The sequence below is a fragment of the Paenibacillus uliginis N3/975 genome, assembly GCF_900177425.1.
In the GTDB taxonomy this organism is placed as follows: Bacteria; Bacillota; Bacilli; order Paenibacillales; family Paenibacillaceae; genus Paenibacillus_AQ; species Paenibacillus_AQ uliginis.
Map to the genome: position 1 here is coordinate 1,767,144 of NZ_LT840184.1, position 17,154 is coordinate 1,784,297.

At 38.0% G+C, this 17,154-nt stretch carries 22 protein-coding genes and 2 pseudogenes; 21 read left to right on the forward strand and 3 right to left on the reverse strand.

Annotation, left to right across the window (positions count from 1 at the left end; genetic code table 11):
* The first annotated feature begins 374 nt into the window (after positions 1-374).
* The 15 genes and pseudogenes from B9N86_RS08185 (at position 375) to B9N86_RS08255 (ending at position 10,104) form a co-directional block, all read left to right on the forward strand.
* Positions 375-938: a hypothetical protein gene (locus B9N86_RS08185; protein WP_208918574.1), complete on the forward strand. Its 564-nt coding sequence runs from the start codon at positions 375-377 to the stop codon at positions 936-938.
* A 113-nt stretch (positions 939-1,051) separates the two neighbouring features.
* Positions 1,052-1,435, forward strand: coding sequence for a hypothetical protein (locus B9N86_RS08190; protein ID WP_208918575.1), 384 nt, complete (start codon positions 1,052-1,054; stop codon positions 1,433-1,435).
* Between the two features lie 68 nt (positions 1,436-1,503).
* On the forward strand, positions 1,504-2,523 hold the full coding sequence (locus B9N86_RS08195) for a phosphotransferase (protein WP_208918576.1): 1,020 nt from the start codon (positions 1,504-1,506) through the stop codon (positions 2,521-2,523).
* 68 nt (positions 2,524-2,591) lie between these two features.
* On the forward strand, positions 2,592-2,966 hold the full coding sequence (locus B9N86_RS08200; RefSeq protein ID WP_208918577.1) for a DUF6508 domain-containing protein: 375 nt from the start codon (positions 2,592-2,594) through the stop codon (positions 2,964-2,966).
* 94 nt (positions 2,967-3,060) lie between these two features.
* Positions 3,061-3,840 (forward strand): Cof-type HAD-IIB family hydrolase, encoded by a 780-nt coding sequence (locus B9N86_RS08205; protein WP_208918578.1) that lies wholly within the window; start codon positions 3,061-3,063, stop codon positions 3,838-3,840.
* 52 nt (positions 3,841-3,892) lie between these two features.
* The gene (locus tag B9N86_RS08210; RefSeq protein ID WP_208918579.1) at positions 3,893-4,066 is read left to right on the forward strand and encodes a hypothetical protein; all 174 of its coding nucleotides are present in this window, start codon (positions 3,893-3,895) and stop codon (positions 4,064-4,066) included.
* A 61-nt stretch (positions 4,067-4,127) separates the two neighbouring features.
* Positions 4,128-4,466 (forward strand): annotated as a pseudogene (locus B9N86_RS08215) (histidine phosphatase family protein); the annotation flags it as partial.
* A gap of 33 nt (positions 4,467-4,499) precedes the next feature.
* Positions 4,500-5,063, forward strand: a complete 564-nt coding sequence (locus B9N86_RS08220) for a GNAT family N-acetyltransferase (protein WP_208918581.1) — start codon at positions 4,500-4,502, stop codon at positions 5,061-5,063.
* On the forward strand, positions 5,044-6,159 hold the full coding sequence (locus B9N86_RS08225) for an aminopeptidase (protein ID WP_208918582.1): 1,116 nt from the start codon (positions 5,044-5,046) through the stop codon (positions 6,157-6,159). The genes B9N86_RS08220 and B9N86_RS08225 overlap by 20 nt, the downstream gene beginning before the upstream one ends.
* A gap of 144 nt (positions 6,160-6,303) precedes the next feature.
* Positions 6,304-6,528 carry a hypothetical protein gene (locus B9N86_RS08230; protein WP_208918583.1) on the forward strand — a complete coding sequence of 75 codons (225 nt, stop codon included), beginning with the start codon at positions 6,304-6,306 and terminating at the stop codon, positions 6,526-6,528.
* Between the two features lie 649 nt (positions 6,529-7,177).
* Complete coding sequence (locus B9N86_RS08235) at positions 7,178-7,441, forward strand: Gfo/Idh/MocA family oxidoreductase (protein WP_208918584.1); 264 nt, start codon at positions 7,178-7,180, stop codon at positions 7,439-7,441.
* Entirely contained in the window at positions 7,389-8,273 is an 885-nt protein-coding gene (locus B9N86_RS08240; RefSeq protein ID WP_208918585.1) for a Gfo/Idh/MocA family protein, read from the forward strand. Before B9N86_RS08235 ends, B9N86_RS08240 begins: the two co-directional genes overlap by 53 nt.
* Before the next feature lie 53 nt (positions 8,274-8,326).
* A pseudogene (locus tag B9N86_RS08245) lies at positions 8,327-8,854 on the forward strand (NUDIX domain-containing protein).
* Between the two features lie 40 nt (positions 8,855-8,894).
* Positions 8,895-9,515 (forward strand): class I SAM-dependent methyltransferase, encoded by a 621-nt coding sequence (locus B9N86_RS08250; RefSeq protein ID WP_208918586.1) that lies wholly within the window; start codon positions 8,895-8,897, stop codon positions 9,513-9,515.
* Positions 9,508-10,104 carry a DMP19 family protein gene (locus B9N86_RS08255; protein ID WP_208918587.1) on the forward strand — a complete coding sequence of 199 codons (597 nt, stop codon included), beginning with the start codon at positions 9,508-9,510 and terminating at the stop codon, positions 10,102-10,104. The genes B9N86_RS08250 and B9N86_RS08255 overlap by 8 nt, the downstream gene beginning before the upstream one ends.
* A 129-nt stretch (positions 10,105-10,233) precedes the next feature.
* Here the strand turns inward: B9N86_RS08255 and B9N86_RS08260 are convergent, their stop codons facing one another.
* The gene (locus B9N86_RS08260) at positions 10,234-10,638 is read right to left on the reverse strand and encodes a RidA family protein (protein WP_425298577.1); all 405 of its coding nucleotides are present in this window, start codon (positions 10,636-10,638) and stop codon (positions 10,234-10,236) included.
* A 341-nt stretch (positions 10,639-10,979) separates the two neighbouring features.
* Positions 10,980-11,507 carry a dihydrofolate reductase family protein gene (locus B9N86_RS08265; protein WP_208918588.1) on the reverse strand — a complete coding sequence of 176 codons (528 nt, stop codon included), beginning with the start codon at positions 11,505-11,507 and terminating at the stop codon, positions 10,980-10,982.
* A gap of 74 nt (positions 11,508-11,581) precedes the next feature.
* Between B9N86_RS08265 and B9N86_RS08270 the strand changes: the two genes are divergently transcribed.
* Positions 11,582-12,487 carry a helix-turn-helix transcriptional regulator gene (locus tag B9N86_RS08270; RefSeq protein ID WP_208918589.1) on the forward strand — a complete coding sequence of 302 codons (906 nt, stop codon included), beginning with the start codon at positions 11,582-11,584 and terminating at the stop codon, positions 12,485-12,487.
* A gap of 22 nt (positions 12,488-12,509) precedes the next feature.
* The gene (locus B9N86_RS08275) at positions 12,510-12,956 is read left to right on the forward strand and encodes an acetyltransferase (RefSeq protein WP_208918590.1); all 447 of its coding nucleotides are present in this window, start codon (positions 12,510-12,512) and stop codon (positions 12,954-12,956) included.
* 97 nt (positions 12,957-13,053) lie between these two features.
* On the opposite strand, the gene B9N86_RS08280 is transcribed toward B9N86_RS08275, so the two are convergent.
* On the reverse strand, positions 13,054-13,677 hold the full coding sequence (locus tag B9N86_RS08280) for a flavin reductase family protein (protein WP_208918591.1): 624 nt from the start codon (positions 13,675-13,677) through the stop codon (positions 13,054-13,056).
* A 136-nt stretch (positions 13,678-13,813) separates the two neighbouring features.
* Between B9N86_RS08280 and B9N86_RS08285 the strand changes: the two genes are divergently transcribed.
* From B9N86_RS08285 to B9N86_RS08300, 4 genes are all read left to right on the forward strand, one after another.
* Positions 13,814-14,158 carry a winged helix-turn-helix transcriptional regulator gene (locus tag B9N86_RS08285; RefSeq protein WP_208918592.1) on the forward strand — a complete coding sequence of 115 codons (345 nt, stop codon included), beginning with the start codon at positions 13,814-13,816 and terminating at the stop codon, positions 14,156-14,158.
* Positions 14,159-14,207: 49 nt separating this feature from the next.
* The gene (locus B9N86_RS08290) at positions 14,208-15,287 is read left to right on the forward strand and encodes a hypothetical protein (protein WP_208918593.1); all 1,080 of its coding nucleotides are present in this window, start codon (positions 14,208-14,210) and stop codon (positions 15,285-15,287) included.
* A gap of 269 nt (positions 15,288-15,556) precedes the next feature.
* Positions 15,557-16,450, forward strand: a complete 894-nt coding sequence (locus tag B9N86_RS08295; RefSeq protein WP_208918594.1) for a diacylglycerol/lipid kinase family protein — start codon at positions 15,557-15,559, stop codon at positions 16,448-16,450.
* A gap of 82 nt (positions 16,451-16,532) precedes the next feature.
* The gene (locus B9N86_RS08300) at positions 16,533-17,129 is read left to right on the forward strand and encodes a GNAT family N-acetyltransferase (protein ID WP_210190659.1); all 597 of its coding nucleotides are present in this window, start codon (positions 16,533-16,535) and stop codon (positions 17,127-17,129) included.
* The last annotated feature ends 25 nt before the right edge of the window (positions 17,130-17,154 follow it).

A 17,154-nucleotide genomic window follows, 5' to 3' on the forward strand; every position in this document is an offset into this window, starting at 1 on the left:
ACACTAGAGTACAATTAAAAACAGAAGAGCAGTCGTTTAAGTTGTTTGAAGAAGGCCCTCACATCATATAACAATCTATTCATTGATAAAACCTTATGGAGGAGATAACTTTGGAAGTTATGGGCTGCTATGATCCAGATCGAAACATTATTGAACTTTGGGGTGACTACCCCGACGTAGGTTGGACAATATTTGAACCACTTCGTAACGAGTAGGTATATATGAAGAAGCAACTGACATCTGATAACAACACATTAAAGCTCCAATACCTGAGAAACAACTAGCAGTGAAGAGGATTCGAGAAGTTAAAAAAAGAAATTTGAAGGATAAAATAATCACATGATTTACTATAGTGCATCAGATGGGGTGAATATATGAGTGACGCTGTAGAGATAAATTATTTATATCATTATTATGAGAAATCGAAAGGTCCCTTCATGAATTTATCAGATTTAACCTTGAACCAAGCGCAAAATGTTTTAGAAAAATTAAAAAGAAAAAGTGATGTTATGGCTGCTCATAGGAATGATGGATACCTTGAAAGAAGATGTGAATTGGAACAAATGGCTCGAAATATATTCATATCTAAAGGTGGAAAGCCAGAAAGAAAAGTACCCCATTATATGATCGTTGGTGAATGCGATTGGCTTAATACTTGGTACAGTGAAGGTGAAAGCATAAAAATTCATATATCTAAATTAAAGATTGAGGCCCTATCATTTTCCTATGGTGATTTATTTCCTACATTTAGTCCTCGTGTAAATGATGGCCGGGAATATCGAAAACAGATTTATACATATGAAGAAATTTTAAAACTCATCCAAAAATATGATTTACCTCAGAATTGGAATAGGGATGGTTTATATGGTCCCGAAAGATATATTGAAGTACAAGTGTGGGATGACGAACCAATCCATTGGATAAAAGAAAATGGTTAAATGTAGGCCATTTCTTAATTTCAGTACAACCGGGCAGACAAGTAATCTAGAATACGGAATAAACAGAAATTATTATCCCAAACCAAAAATAAAACCTGAGGAAGTGATATTTAATGAAATCACCAGGAGGTTCAATATTTCCTTACTATTATAAAGGTGGAGAAATCCATTGCTTAAAATACGGGAGTAAATACAATAACGAAGAAAAACTTTTTGAATTGATGAAACAAGAAGAAGAGTTTATTTTTAACACAAATAAAAAACTGAAGATATGGGTAGATTTGTACGAAACCTCGGTAACGAATCGGGTACTGCAAGAATTATCAAACAATATGAATAACTTAAGAGCTCATATTGATAAACTTTCGTTTGTCGGGCTATCAGGAATCAATATATGGAGACTAAGAAGGAGAATGAAAAAGTTGGAGATAACACAAAGGATATCATTTTATAAAGATCCTGAAGATGCAAAAACTTGGTTAGTCAATGAGAGATGACTACGTGAGATTCGAGAAGTAGAGTTCTGGGGAGAACACATAAAAATCGTGAAGGGAAATACCGAAAAATGAGTGATGTACAGTACAATTTGCAATTTGATAAAGTGTGTAATATTTTGCAACTTGGTGAAATCGTCGGTGTGCCTGAAGCGATGTCGGGTGGGCTTTTACACAGAATGTATTTTATTGAAACCACGCAAGGGAAATATGCACTCAAAGCATTAAACCCTCAAATAATGCTTAGACCTGTGGCAATGCAAAACTTTATCCACTCAGAACAAATTGCCAATGTTGCAGCAAATCATATACCTGCTCTTCCAGCTAAAAAAGTGGATGGTACTGTCATGCATAAAATCGATAATCAATTTTATCTTGTGTTCGATTGGTTGTATGGTAAAAGTCTGAAATCTAATGAAATCAATACGGTCCATTGTGAAAAAATAGGTGCTATTCTTGCAGATTTACATATGACGGATTTTTCAGAAATAGGCATCGTTGATGATAGGACAAATCATGTACAGTTAATAGATTGGAATTACTATGTACAAAAAGGTCAAGAAAATAATGCGGTGTGGGTTAACCTGCTGCTTGAAATTATGGATAAACTTTATGATTGGAATGCTATAGCGAATAAATCAGCAAAACTGCTTGCATCAGACACGGTTATTAGCCATGGGGATTTAGATCCTAAAAATGTGATGTGGAACCAAGACAATCTCATCCTTATTGATTGGGAGTCAGCTGGCTATATAAATCCTATGCAAGACTTGACTGAAACAGCTGTTTACTGGTCCGAAAATGAAATGGGGAAAATTGATAAACAAAGGTTTTTGGCTTTTATTACTGGATATAAAAAGAGATACGGAACACTACAAGCAAATTGGCGAATGGTATTAGCAAGTGGTTTTTTAGGAAAATTAGGCTGGCTGGAATATAATTTAAAACGGTCTTTATGGATTGAATGTACAAACGAAGAAGAACAGCAGATGGGGACAGCACAAGTAACGGGGACAATAAACGCCATTAGTCGTTACGCAGAACAGATTTCTAAATTAGAAGAATGGTTAAATTATGAGCAAAATAAATAGATTATTGCCTCACATACTTCTGGGTAGAATTCAGCGAATAAACAAAGATAGTATCAACGGAGGTTACGATGTCATTTAATTCACAGATCACAAGTACTGAGATCGAAAGATTACTTAATTATTCTGAATATTTTCAAAATGTTGAAAGTCAAAATAACAATCATAATATGAATGAAATGATTAGTGAGTTTTATAATGAACTTTCTAATACTGAATTTTTATTAGTTTTTGATTGGATTGGATGGTTAAAAGAGAATGAGGTCTTTAGAAATTTAGATAATGATATTGAAGAATTTATAAAGAAGGCGGATCTAGAAACTTTAAGAAAACTAATGACTGCCTACATAAGAGGAGATCGATTCAATGAAGGATTATTTCTAAAGGCAGTTTCAAGTGGGAAGGTAGGGATAATCTTAAGAAGGTTGAAAGAAATAAATGAGTAAGAATTTAGGAGAATCTGAATATGGCAATTTGCATTGAGTTCGAATTAATCGAGGAGATTGAATGAAATAATCATTTTTGGGGGAGGCAGCTGCATTGAAGTTTTCGACTGTTGTCTTAGATTTGGATGGCACGTTTTTAAACTCAAAAAAGCAAGTTTCTAAGCGGAATTATGAAGCAGTACTTTCTTGTTATCGAAAAGATATAAGAATTATTTTTGCAACAGCTCGTCCTCCTAGAACGGTTAAAGTATTCCTTCCAAATGAGTTGTTAGATATCGGAGCATTTGTATATTATAACGGAGCACAAGTAATTTGTAGAAAATCGAAAACCGAATTTTGTGAATCAATTCCTGCTGATATTACCTCTGAAATCATCGATTATTGTTTGTTTCATGACTCACAAATCGAACTGACTATGGAAGTAAAAGATCAATGGTTTAGCTTTAGGGAGCTTAATTATACGAACACGATGAATGCCAAGTCTAATCCTACGATAAAATCATTGGAAGAGTTAAAACAATATGAGGCTACCAAAATATTATTATCTGGAAACAATCATATTCAAGGGCTTTCTTTAATGTTCGGACATAAGGTAAACATATTGGTTACAGACAATAAACAATTGATTCAAATCATGCCACTTCAAGCATCGAAGGAGGCGGCAGTAACTAGGTTATGTAATATCTACAATGAAAAAATGGAATCAGTAATTGTATTTGGAGATGACCATAATGATTTAGGTCTGTTTAAATCAGCTGGATATTCAATTGCGATGGGAAATGCGGTTGTTGAATTGAAAGAAATTGCTAATGAAATAACGGGAAGTAATGACCAAGATGGAGTGGCAATGGTTTTGGAACGATTGTGTAAATAATTCAAGCTTTACTTCATCTAACAATATATATGTAAAGAAAGGAATGAAATAAATGACCAGACGTATTATCGTAACAGGTGGAGCAATTATTACAGACAGTGCGGATGAATCGCTACAACTTATATTTAAACATCTTGATGAAATAAATCTTGATACTATAAATATAGTACAGAAGCCGGTGTTTATTGATTTAAAGGAAGAACGAATGGGGATTCTTAGGAGCTGAGTACGATGTGTATTCGGGAGATAGGAGAACTCTATAAGATGTGATTCAAGGAGGTTCTTGCATGATTTATGTAATTAGACACGGGCAAACAGATTTGAATCAAGAAAGAAGACTCCAAGGAAGACGGGGACTACCATTAAATGAATATGGAATAATTCAAGCACAAAACTTAAGAGACAAACTTGAAAGTGTAGAATTTGATTATGTATTTACCTCACCACAAGAAAGAGCTATTCAAACAGCAGAGATAGCAACGGGTAAAACAGTAAAAATAGATCTAAGATTGGATGTTTTTGATTTGGGAGAAGCTGATGGGTTAAAAAAAGACGAAGTGAAAATGATGGGGGTAGTTCCTGATTCAAAAATTTATAAAGGTGTTGAAAACATCTATCATTACATTTAAACTAAATGATTCTCAAGGGAGGAAAGAATATTGAAAACATTTCCTACAATTGAAACTGAAAGATTGATACTCCGACAATTACGACCAGAGGATTCCGTCGACTTGTATAATTATTTTTCCAAAGATGAAGTGACAGAGTTTTATGATTTAGATAGTTTCACGGAACTGCAGCAAGCAGAAAGTCTTATAAGAATATTCAATGATCGATTTATTACTCAGCAAGGAATAAGGTGGGGAATCACTCTTAAGACTGAAGATAAAGTTATCGGGACATGTGGTTTTCACAATTGGTCTAAGAAACATTTTAAAGCTGAGATTGGGTATGAACTAAGCCCTGAATATTGGGGTATAGGAGTCATGACTGAAGTTCTAAGAGAAGTGATTAACTTTGGATATAAAGAACTTGAGTTAAACCGCATAGAGGCTTTTACATATCCAGATAACATCAAATCTAGAAAACTATTAGAGAAGTCTGGTTTAAGTGAAGAAGGGTACTTAAAAAAATATTATTATGTGAAGCAAAGATTTGTTGACGCGGTAATTTTCTCAATCATAAAGGAAGAAGTGACTAACGATGAAAGATCCAAGAATTGAACAACTCGCTAAAAATCTCATTCAATATTCGGTGAAGCTACAACAAGGAGAAAAGATACTAATTGAAGTAGATGGTTTGGAAATTCCTTTAGCTCAAGAATTGGTGAGACAGGCGTATCGTGTCGATGGGGTTCCATTTCTTTTAATAAACAATCATGAATTATTAAGAGAAATATTAAAAGATTGTACCGAGGAACAATTAAAAGCAATGGCATCATACGACTTAAACAGAGTTAACGATATGCAAGCCTATATACTCATTAGAGCCGGGGAGAATATGAGTGAATTAAGTGGTATTAGTCCTGAGAAGATGGCGTTGTATCGAAAGCATTATTCCCAGCCTATCAATGGCAGACGTTATAATCATACGAAATGGTGCATTCTTCGTTATCCGAATCATGCGATGGCTCAACAGGCGAACATGTCAACTGAGGATTTTGAGAATTTGTACTTTAACGTATGCAATTTGGACTATTCAAAAATGGATAAAGAGATGGATAATCTAGTTGAGCTTATGGATCAAACAGATAAAGTTAGAATTAAGGGTGTAGGAACAGATTTAACCTTCTCGATCAAGGGCATGCCTTCAATTAAAGATGCAGGAATCATGAATCTTCCGGATGGAGAAGTATATACAATGCCGGTTAAAGAATCTGTCAACGGAGTGATTTCGTATAACACACCTTCTTTAAAAGAAGGCTTTACTTACGATAATATTTGTCTTGAAGTCAAGGATGGTAAAATTATTAAAGCTACCGCAAATGACTCATATCGAATTAATAAATTACTGGATACTGATGAAGGTTCAAGGTATTTTGGTGAATTTGGAATAGGTCTTAACCCTTATATTGAAAATGTAATGAAAGATACTTTGTTCGATGAAAAAGTATGGGGAAGTTTCCACCTCACTCCTGGATGTGTTCCTCTTGGTTCACCTGGAAATGAAAATTGGTCCGAACTTCACTGGGATATTGTTAATATCCAAAGGCCGGAATACGGCGGAGGAGAAATATGGTTTGATGATATTTTAATCCGAAAAGACGGGTTGTTTATTCCTGAAAAATTACAGGGATTAAACCCAGAGAACCTAAAGTGAAGATGTCGGCACAGCTTCTTTTTGATAATATCGGAGCTGTGTGGAGAGATTACAGGGAAAATCCACGGATTATCGAGGATTTATTCCCCTAGCAGTAAGGGCACGACACGTCATGACTGGACTGATAATTTTTACTTGAAGAACATGAGCAAGTTCATACCCTCTAGCCAAACTGATGTTTATAAAAGCTTCGGTCAACTTAAGGTAAAAGTAAATAATATAGATAAAGAAAAAAGTTACGGTTTAATACATGGGGACATAAGGGAACTTATAGTTTACATTGGCATGTATCGCAGCTTTGATTTTATTGACACTCCCACCCCTAAAGGGGCAAGTCTGCTGGCGCAGATAGGATTCTTGAGTAGTTAACGCCCTCAATCCATTTCTGTTTTGGACAACTCTCAAGTTTAGGGCGTGTCATCGCCCCTCCTAAGACAGTGCATATAGCATCTTAGGCTCTCACCCTGTTACCAGATGAGACAGGTTGTTTGCTCAAATGTTTTAGCGTCTTGTTCTTGACGACTTCATACATTTTACGTGGCGAAAGAGTTAGTCGCCACAACCCCATATGTATACTATTTTCAAAGAGCGAGCATACGTTCACTATACCCTAACTGGCAGTGTAGGACAATTAAGCTGTCTAATGACAGCCCTTGCCCTAAGCCGATTCATCCCATGCCTAAAGGCTAAGGCTTTTTCGACTAGAATCTGGTAATTTAAATGATTGGACTAGTACATATCTTAATGAGAGTAGAAGAAGATTAGAGAAAGGACTACCGATAGTTAGTAATGTTTTTTAGGTGGTTATATGTAACAGTGTATTCACGCTTTTGGACTTACCCCTCTTGGTTGCTGTATGTATAATAAAGGAAGAATAACAGTCGACAAGCGCCCCAGCCTAAGATAAGAGTTATCTAGGGCTACTGGGGCGCTAATCTTTTTCGAAAATTGCACGAGAAAATATATAAATACATTCGATGATAGTTTAAAAGTTTATATAAGGAGGTCTTTTATGAAAATGATTCATTTAGGCATGATAGGCAGCGGGCATGTTAGTAATCGATATTTTGAGCAGGCGTCCAAATTAGAAGGAGTACGTTTTGCTGCAGTTTGCTCAAAACACTTGGAAAATGCGGAGAAGAAGGCATCAATCTATGGAGTCCCAAGTTGGTACGATGATTATCGGGTCATGATGGATAGTGAGGAGCTTGATGCTCACACCGCATTCCATGCACACGGAGCCGGTGCTTGCTGCCCTAGAGCGAGGGTTGAATGTTCTTAACGAGAAGCCCATGGCTACCAATTTTGAGGATTGTAAGCGGATGGTATCCCTTGCTGAGGAGAAAAATGTCATCTTCATGAGTTTACCGTTTGATCTGAATCCCGCTTTTCTGGCGGCCTCAGAATATGTTGATGAACGATATATCGGAAAAATCACGGGAGCCGAGGCGCAACTTTCCCTTCCGGGACCATGGCGTGACAACTGGTATTATGATAAATCAATATCCCATGGAGGGGCCGTGCTTGATTGCTTGGTATATCCGATTAGCCGACTAATTTGCTTGTTAGGACCGGCTGTAAGCGTTATGGCAGAAGTAAACACCTTAATCCCGAATCGTATTGTCGGTGATGGTAAGAAAGTGTGTAGTGATGTGGATGATAATGTGTCCATAATCCTCCAGTTTGCGGGAGGACAACATGCGGTTATTCGCTCATTATGGGGACTGTCGTTCAAACAGAATAATACAATTATTTATGGACGTAACGGGACTATAGCTTTGAATGATAGTGGTTATCCGCTGGTTATCCATACATTAAGAGAATGTATACCAGATTCAGAACAAGTCAATTGGCGTGGGATCGAGAATTGTTATGTCCCACAGGGTAAGCTTTCTAAGCAAAAAAATGAGAGTGTTATTTCCCATTTTGTTCACTGCCTTAGAACCGGGGAACAGCCGGTACAATCGGCTAAGCAGCAGCTGCACGTATACGAGATTATGTTCGGTGCATATCAATCAGCGGAAGCTGGTCAGCGTTACCCATTAACGACCACCTTTACTCCGTGGACTAAAGTGGATTCCCTCATATTTGATACTCGTAGTCGTTATATATAATAGATTTAAGAAGAGCTCGAACAACAAACGACATGAATGGGGATCTGGTCTGAATGCCAAATGAGATAAATCACAAGATACTGACGATGAGCATGGTTCAAGATGGGGATAGGATACTGCTAATGAACCGTCCGAATCATTTAGGGTTCCCAGGATATATTGCACCAGGCGGAAAAGTCGATTTTCCAGAAAGTATAGTAGATGGAGCAATTCGAGAGGTAAAAGAGGAAACAGGCTTAATTGTAAAAGACATCATATATAAGGGACTAAATTAATTCTGCGAAATTAATTCTGGACTTCGTTACATGGTCTTCAATTATTTGGTAACTTCATTTGAGGGCGATCTTCTTACAAACCCTCCAGAAGGGGAATTGATGTGGGTCAGCAAGGATCAACTCCATGAACTTCCTATGCAGGATTGGTTTCGAGAAAGAATACCATTGTTTTTCAGACCAGGAATATTCGAAGTAAGTACGATATGGGATAAAAATAAGGATATCGAATTGAATAAAACCATTAAGCATTATATCGAGAGCGAAATCAAAGAAAATCGGTGGGACATCGTTAACACTGGAATGTAATATCAGCCAAAAAACCTTAGAAAAGGAAGAGTGTATAGCTATGAAGGTGGTTACTACTCTCGAGCATTATGAATTGCTGATTGACGAGGGAAATGATCCTGTGCAAGATCCTCCATTACTACAAGCTTATATGAACAGATGGGATGGTGACATTTTTTTCGAGGCATTAAAAGCTGAGAACAAGGTCGTATTAGATGTGGGAATTGGAACGGGCAGAATAGCTAAATCGGTTTTGAATGCAGGATGTCAGTTTCTTGTTGGAATTGATATTTCACCAAAGAGCTTAGAAAGAGCTAGGTCTAATCTAAGTATGTTTTCAAACATGAAGCTTGAACTGGCAGATGCACATCAATTTATTCGCCCCAATACCTTTGATGCAGCCTATAGTGTATTGACTTTTTTACACATAGAGGACAAAGAGAAAGCACTAAAAAATATATACAATTCGCTTAAAAATAATGGATCATTTGTGTTGTCGGTTAGTAAAGACGATGAGTGGTTTGAATGTGGTAGTAGGAAATTAAAGCTTTATCCGATCGATGTGGATGAATATGTACGTCTTTTTCAATCAACAGGGTTTCAAATCCAGTCGATTCAGGAAACTGAAAGTAAATATGCGACAATTATTAAAGGTAAGAAGAAGGACCAAATCAATGGGTAGACTGATCTTAAGGAGTGTGATGAACATCAAGGATTTGATAAATAAATTACTACCTGTCGACAGGCTTTCAATGATGTCAGGGGAGGAGATTGTTGAGCATATTGCTCTCCATATTTATAAAGATCATTTTAGTGACAGAAGAGAACATTTCGAACAACTTCCTGAAGTGTTAAGAGATATCATACTTGTTATTGACTTGGATACTGAGTTGAATATGAATGGAATTACTGGTTACTTAGAAAATTCTAGCGGCTGCTATTTCGAGGAAACCATGGAGACCTTAGAAAGAATCCAATTTCGTGAGGATCTAAATATAATGAAGAAAATTAAGACGGTTTTAATGACAAACGGAATTAGCCTGCAAAAATTAAGGGGGAATCGGAGTAGTCTGACTGAATATCAGATATCCAATTTTTTAGAAACACATGGCCGGACCATAAGCGATGTTATGGATTTGATTGAAACTGAAGCCGAACAATTGTATCTCTATCATGAAGAAAATAATATTTTTGAGTATCTGTTCAAGTATGTTGAAGCCAATAAAGATAAATTGATACTCACATCTAAAACCTTAAAGGATGGTAAGTAAACATATTGCCCGCTTAGATGAAAAATCCCCTCCGATCAACAGTCTTTGAACTCATCATAACATGAGATCTTTTTATACTGTCTACCATGAGGGGATAATATCATATAGTCACTTTTTGGACTTTAAAAATCAACCTGCAGCCCAAACATCTAATTCGATTTTTAATTCAGGTAAACCTAATCCCTTAACATAAGCAATCGTCATAGAAGGATGTGTGGTACCGAATACTCTATCCCATATTTCATAGAAATGATCCCAATCAATTTCTTCTGTGGCCCAAATGTTGATTTTAATTACATGATCAGGAGTCAACTTTTGAGAAGAAAGGATTGCAACAATATTGTTCATTGTATTTGTTACTTGTTGATTAAAATCTGTGGGGATATCATTGTTTTGATCGATACCAATTTGACCGGAAAATACATACATTTCAGCATTTCTACTTATTTTTGTTACATGACTATAGTTTCCAACAGGTTTTGCTATATTTTCTGGATTATATCTTTTAACTACATTATTATTTAAGTTCATCATTTGTAAAGTCTCCTTTTAAATAGAAAATACATAACCTATGGAAATGTTATATATTTTTACTGTTTTTTAATACTTCTTAACTTTAGACGGACTTATCCCGTCAGAAATTAATTCTAGAAAAAAACAGCAGTAGAATACCCAATACCGAAAGATAAATATTTAATCGATCTCTTTTTCATCAGATATTCCCTCCTTCATATTTAAAAGTAAAATGACATACAGCAAGATGTTAACATTAACTCAAGAAAAATGATAGTATAACTTCTATTTATCTTGCATAAATCGGATAGTCTTAACTTGTTTAACTACCTGGTCGTTTGGATGTGAGCAAGTCTCTAATGCTAAATTACTTTGTAACTCAATGAAACGATTTGTCCGATCTTCTCCATATGAGTTAATTGAAAAGTACTTAGTATGGTTCCTTTTGGAAACAGTGGGATACCTTCTCCGAGTACTTTCGGAATGACAGCGATGTAAAGTTCATCAAGCAATTTTGCTTCCAAAAAAGCAGATACAAGTTGTCCTCCTCCTACAAGCCAAACGTCTCCATCCGATTCGTGCTTTAACCTTGGAATAAGAGTATCTATAGCCTCATCCGTATACATAATATGCGGGGCAGGGGCTTGCTTCGATCTCGACAGGACGTAGCATGGTTTGTTGGCATAGGGGAAGTCATCACTGAGCTTTAGCACTTCTTCATACGTGAGTCGCCCCATTACGACCGTACCTACCGTATTATAAAATTCACCATATCCATTATCCTGTCCGTCCCCTTCGACATCAAACAGCCAATCGACGGAACCGTCGGGTTTGGCGATATAACCATCCAAACTCATGGCGATGTACAGTACTATTTTATTATTGTTCATTTATCAATCGCTCCCTTCTAAGGATTATGATACATTATAACTACGACAAAAAATGACGTAATTAGGTGAGGGAAATGAATGATCGAAGACTTACGATAATGCGATTATTAGATTCGAGGAAAAAATTCACTGCCCGTGAACTGGCTGAACGATTTAATGTATCGGTACGTACAATTCAACGTGACCTGGATTATTTGCAGCAGATGGGTGTACCTCTTTATACAGAGGTAGGTGCACACGGGGGATATCGTGTTCTGCCGAACAGAATTTTGCCGCCACTTCAACTTACACAGCATGAGGCGTTTGGTTTATTTATGATGATTGAATATTTGGAAAAAGTCCCCGACTTTCCATATGGATCGATTCGTGCCCATTTAGCAGAACATTATTTTTCAAGTTTACCCAGCGATGTACAAGATATGATTATTCGCATGAGACAGCACATTACATTTCATCAATATCATTCGGTACAGCCAGAGTCACTGACAACGAAAATATTAAGTGCATCAGTTGAAAAAAGAGAGATTGAATTTTTGTATTCATCCCGCAGCGGAACGAAGAATGTGAAAGCTTATCCGATTGGCATCTATTATGAGCATGGATATTGGTACATGCCAGCTCTGAAACATGAACGAGTGTTATTGTATCGTGTAGATCGGATGCAGAAGGTAGGTACACTTAATCGATCGGACAATTCTATTCCGACCCTTAAAGAGTGGTTAGACTCAGAGGATAAAAGAGAAAGTGTAGAAGTGGTGTTGCAATTTACCGACTTTGGAGCAAGGCTCGCAGGATCGGAACCTCTATTTAATTCCCTTCAACACAACGAATGGCGAGGCCAAGTTCCTCCAGAAGAGTTTCCATTTATAGCACGAAGATTGCTCTCCTATGGTCCCGAAGCAAAGGTTATCGCCCCAAGACAATTGCAAGAGTTAATAATGGAGATGTTGAAGAGTAGTTTAAGTCAGTATCATCAGTAAGTACTAGAGTGGAGGATTAATAATGATCAACGAAATTGTTCCTTATCAACAAAATTATCATGAAAAATTGGTGGATATTTGGTATCGTGCTGTGGTTCTTACCCACACTTTTTTGTCCGAAAAAGACATTCAATTTTATCATCATATCGTTCAAAATGAAGCATTACATGAAGTGGAAATTTGGGTAGAAGTGAATGGGAATAACGAACCGATTGGGTTTATTGGGCTTAATGGTAGTAAAATAGAGATGTTATTTGTCGACCCTAATTACCACGGACAGGGAATTGGTAGTCGATTACTAAAAAACACTGAAAAATTGAAAGGTAGCCACCTCGAAGTTGACGTCAATGAGCAAAATGAGGGGGCGCGAGCTTTTTATAAACGGTATGGATTTGTGCAAACAGGACGATCAGAATTAGACGGAACAGGTCGGCCATTCCCCTTACTTCATCTAGAACTAAAAAGTTGAGCCAACGGAAAACGATAGAGCAATAAAAGCAGCGGGAGTCTTGGACTTTTTTTCGTCCTAGTCCCTCGCTACTTCTTTCCTTGATACAATTCATAGTTTAACGATTGCCTGGTCCGAGCGGAAATGCAGACGTCAATCTGGCAAAGTCACCGGCTAAGTTTGCCAACGGCTTCCAGCTATCCACTGCTGTTTTATAATTTCCTGCATAGGCGGCGGAGTCCAGCTGCACACGTTCCACGATTCCAAGTACCAGATGATCTCCGCCCACAGGAATAATTCGATCCAGCTTAAGCTCGAAAGCGATAGGCGCTTCAAGCACCGCCGGCACATCGACGCTCTTGCAAGGCTTTGGCGTGACTCCTGCAAGTTCAAACTCATTCTTCTGCGGCCCGACATTGGCGGATGAACGATGCATCGCCTCGCCCAAAGGTTCTGAGACCATATTGATGACATACTCACCGATCTCACGAATATTGGTCAGCGTATCCTTGACTGTACCTTCCCGTTCTCCTACGCCCGGACCAATGGAAATAAGCAGTGTCGGTGGGTTGCGAGAAGCTACGGTAAAAAAACTAAAGGGCGCCAAATTGAGAACGCCATCCTTGCTTTTGGAGGAAACCCATGCAATAGGTCTCGGTACAACCGAACCGATCATCAGCTTGTACATTTCCTGCTCGCTTAAATCGCTTGTAGTAAACTCGTTCGCATCATGCCTTGGCATAATCATCTTCCTTTCTTAGCTGTCCGTCAGCATCCGGAACTCATATAGCACTTCGACTAACTTAAGTATAAACACGTGTCAAATATAAACTAGTACGCACTTTTAGGTGCGTACTTACTTTAAGGAGAGGACTCTGATGATCAAACAGACCCAAACTACGGAAAAACTAAGCAACCTGACTCCGTTTGACTATACTTTAAGCATTATTGGCGGAAAGTGGAAAATGAAAATTATGTATCAATTAACCTGCCAAAAGGTTACGCGTTACGGAGAGCTTAAGAGGCGCATTCCGGAAATCACTCACAAGGTGTTAAGCTCCCAGTTGAAAGAACTGGAAGACAGCGGTATTGTCAAACGGGAAGAGTACCAACAAACACCTCCAAAGGTGGAATATTCATTAACGCCAAGAGGCAGAACTTTGATGCCAATACTGGAGGAGATGTGCAAATGGGGGGTACATAACCAAATGCCTTCGAACTGAGTTGGTACTGCTGGGAACAGTATAACTTAATGAAAACAGGAGTGTAGAGATGATTCAAACCACAGAAAAGCTTCTACAACTGTTCAGGTCTGATCAAAAGATTGATGCTAGCATTCTTACATCCTATTGCCATATTATATCTATGTACGGAGATAAGGAGGATGCAGCGGCATTATTTGAAATCTTCTCAGAACAACCCTCCGATTACAGGCGCACGCTGCTGCTGGATTCTGTTATGAGATGTGGAGACTTGGCACTGGCTGAGAAACTAGATCATTTTTGCTTTGAGAAGGGGCTACTCAGGAAAGGCATGCCCAGCGAAGTTCTACATGTGTTGGGATATATGGGGTATGAAAAACATATTGACTATATGGTAAATTGCATTTGTGCAAACGACTGGTATTTGTCCAAAGATGCCTGTCTAGGTCTTCTGCATCTTCCTTGTGAATTGTATCAGGCAAGGTTGGAGAATGAGTTGGAAAAGGTATACGGGCAGCCGCTTTTTCCTGAATTTCTGCCAGCTCTAAGTTTTAAATTTGCAAATGATCAAATCGTTCCTAGGCTGATTTCGTGGGGGCAACAGGCATCTACGGATTGTAATGCGGGGCTGGTACTGGGTATTTCCATGTTTGGCAGTACACAAAAAGAACAAATTAAATATATATTAATGGAACCTCATTGGGAAATGTACAGTATAGGAACGGGTAGCCATTGGTGGGGTTATATGGCCATGCAAATGGTCGAACTGACATTCAGTGAACTTATTTCGGATCTGAAGGATCGGACACCTATTGGTGAGAACAATGAGGATGGCATTGAGGATGAGCGAATGATAGAACACAAGTTTGATGTATTACACGACCTGCTAGAATTGAAACTGGTTGGTGATCTACACCCAGTAAGGTTTGCCCCACTCAATCAAGAGAGGATAACCGACCTCTACCAAGAGTTGTTTCAATGGAGTAATGAGCATACGGATGACTCGGTGACAGGCAGAATCAGCAGTTACTTGGGATACCGTCATCCGCTGCTTGAGAAGTATATGCAATTACGAATGAAGATGGAAATGGGCATGAGGCAAGAGCTAGAATTGCAGGCCTTTGTAAGCAGCAGCAAATTTAATATCTAATCTAATATAGTATATCATCCACCCATTACCGTCTGCTGCATTGAGTTCTTTAACTCGATCGTTTTTATAGAACAGTAGAAAAATGAATGTTCAAACCTCTTACTGTTTAAGGTAAAATATTATCAAATATTTGCATTGTAAACTTGAGTAACATCCTGAATAGTCGAGAAGGCTAAAAGCAATTTTGGAGCATAGTAACGGGCACTTCAGCTTCGATGGCCTCTTCTTCTTGTGGAATAATACAGGTGTAGTCAAAATAGGAGGCTGGAATGATTCTCTTCATAGTGAACAGTCTGTCCGGAAACGGACAAGGATTAAAGGTGTGGAAACGAATACAACCATTGCTTCAGGAAAAAGGGATCCATTATCGGGTTGAGTTTCCGGATAATCCGGTTCATGCCGTGCAATTGTTGCTGAAAAATGTGAATGAATCGGATCAAGTGAAAGCTGTTGCGGTTGTAGGAGGCGACGGCACGGTACAAAGTATTGTCGGCGAATTGGCAGGAAGCAATATCCCGTTAGGCATAATTCCAGCAGGTTCGGGTAACGATTTTGCCAGGGCTTTAGGGATACCATTAACTCCCGAAAAAGCGCTGAACTATTTACTAACCGGAGCGATCCAAAAAATAGACATAGCACAAAGCGGTAACAAAACTTATACAACCATTGTTGGTATCGGGATTGATGGAAAAATAGCACAAACTGTAAATCGTTCGAGGTATAAAAAATGGTTAAACATGCTCAGATTGGGTCGTTTGGCTTATGTAATAAGCTTGCTTCAGATATTAGCCCGCTATCGTCCTCATACGGTAAATATTAAAGTAGACGAAGTGGAAACGATTTTTTCAGACGTATGGCTCATTGCCGTGGCTAATATCCCGAATTACGGTGGAGGAATGAACATTTGTCCCGAGGCTTCATATACGGATGGGGTATTTGATATTTGTATCGTGCACGGAATTTCCCGTTTTGAAGCGTTACGACTACTTCCTCTGGTGTTTATTGGAAAACATGTTTTTCGTCCTGGGATTTCGATGCTTCAGGGGCAAAAAGTAAAAATTTCATCGAGTTCTCCTATGCTGGCTACTGGAGATGGGGAAATAATCGGTGAAACGCCAATCGATATTTCGATTCGTAAACAAGCAATACATATCATGTGTTAAGAAAATAGCTCGGATTTCCATATACATGCAAACGCCGGATTTTATTTCTGATGCAAGTGTCCTTGATACAGAGGTGACTTAAATGATTATAGAAATCATTGAAAAGGGACATGAAACTAGTAAAATAAACGATTTGGGAGAGAGAAATCTCTCTCTTTTTAATTTCAAGCAGGAATTAACATCAGATAACAACGAAATAAATGTAATACTTGGAGAGAGAAGGTGCAACGAGTTGAGTACAATAAGTAGGCTTATACGTGAAGATGAGTTGGAGGGTCTGTTAACTCTATACAAATTTTTACAACCAGAAGATCCGGATCTAGCTCGAAACCAGGATTTAATAGATCATTGGAACGACATCTTAAATGATCGGAACATGAACATCATTGTAGTTGAACATAATGGAGTCATCGTTGCATCGTGCGCCTTGGCCATTGTTAAAAACTTAACGAGAAATGCAAGACCATATGGATTAATTGAAAATGTCATAACACATGAGGAATATCGAAAGAATGGATTTGGACAAATGGTACTAGATAAAGCTATCGAGATGGCAAAGGGGAAGAACTGTTATAAAATTATGCTTTTGACGGGAAGAGAAGATGAAGAAGTTCATCGATTTTATGAGAGAGCAGGGTTCGTTAAGGGTAAGAAAACGGGATTTGTCATAAACATATAGAGTTTATCGAAACACATTTGGAGGA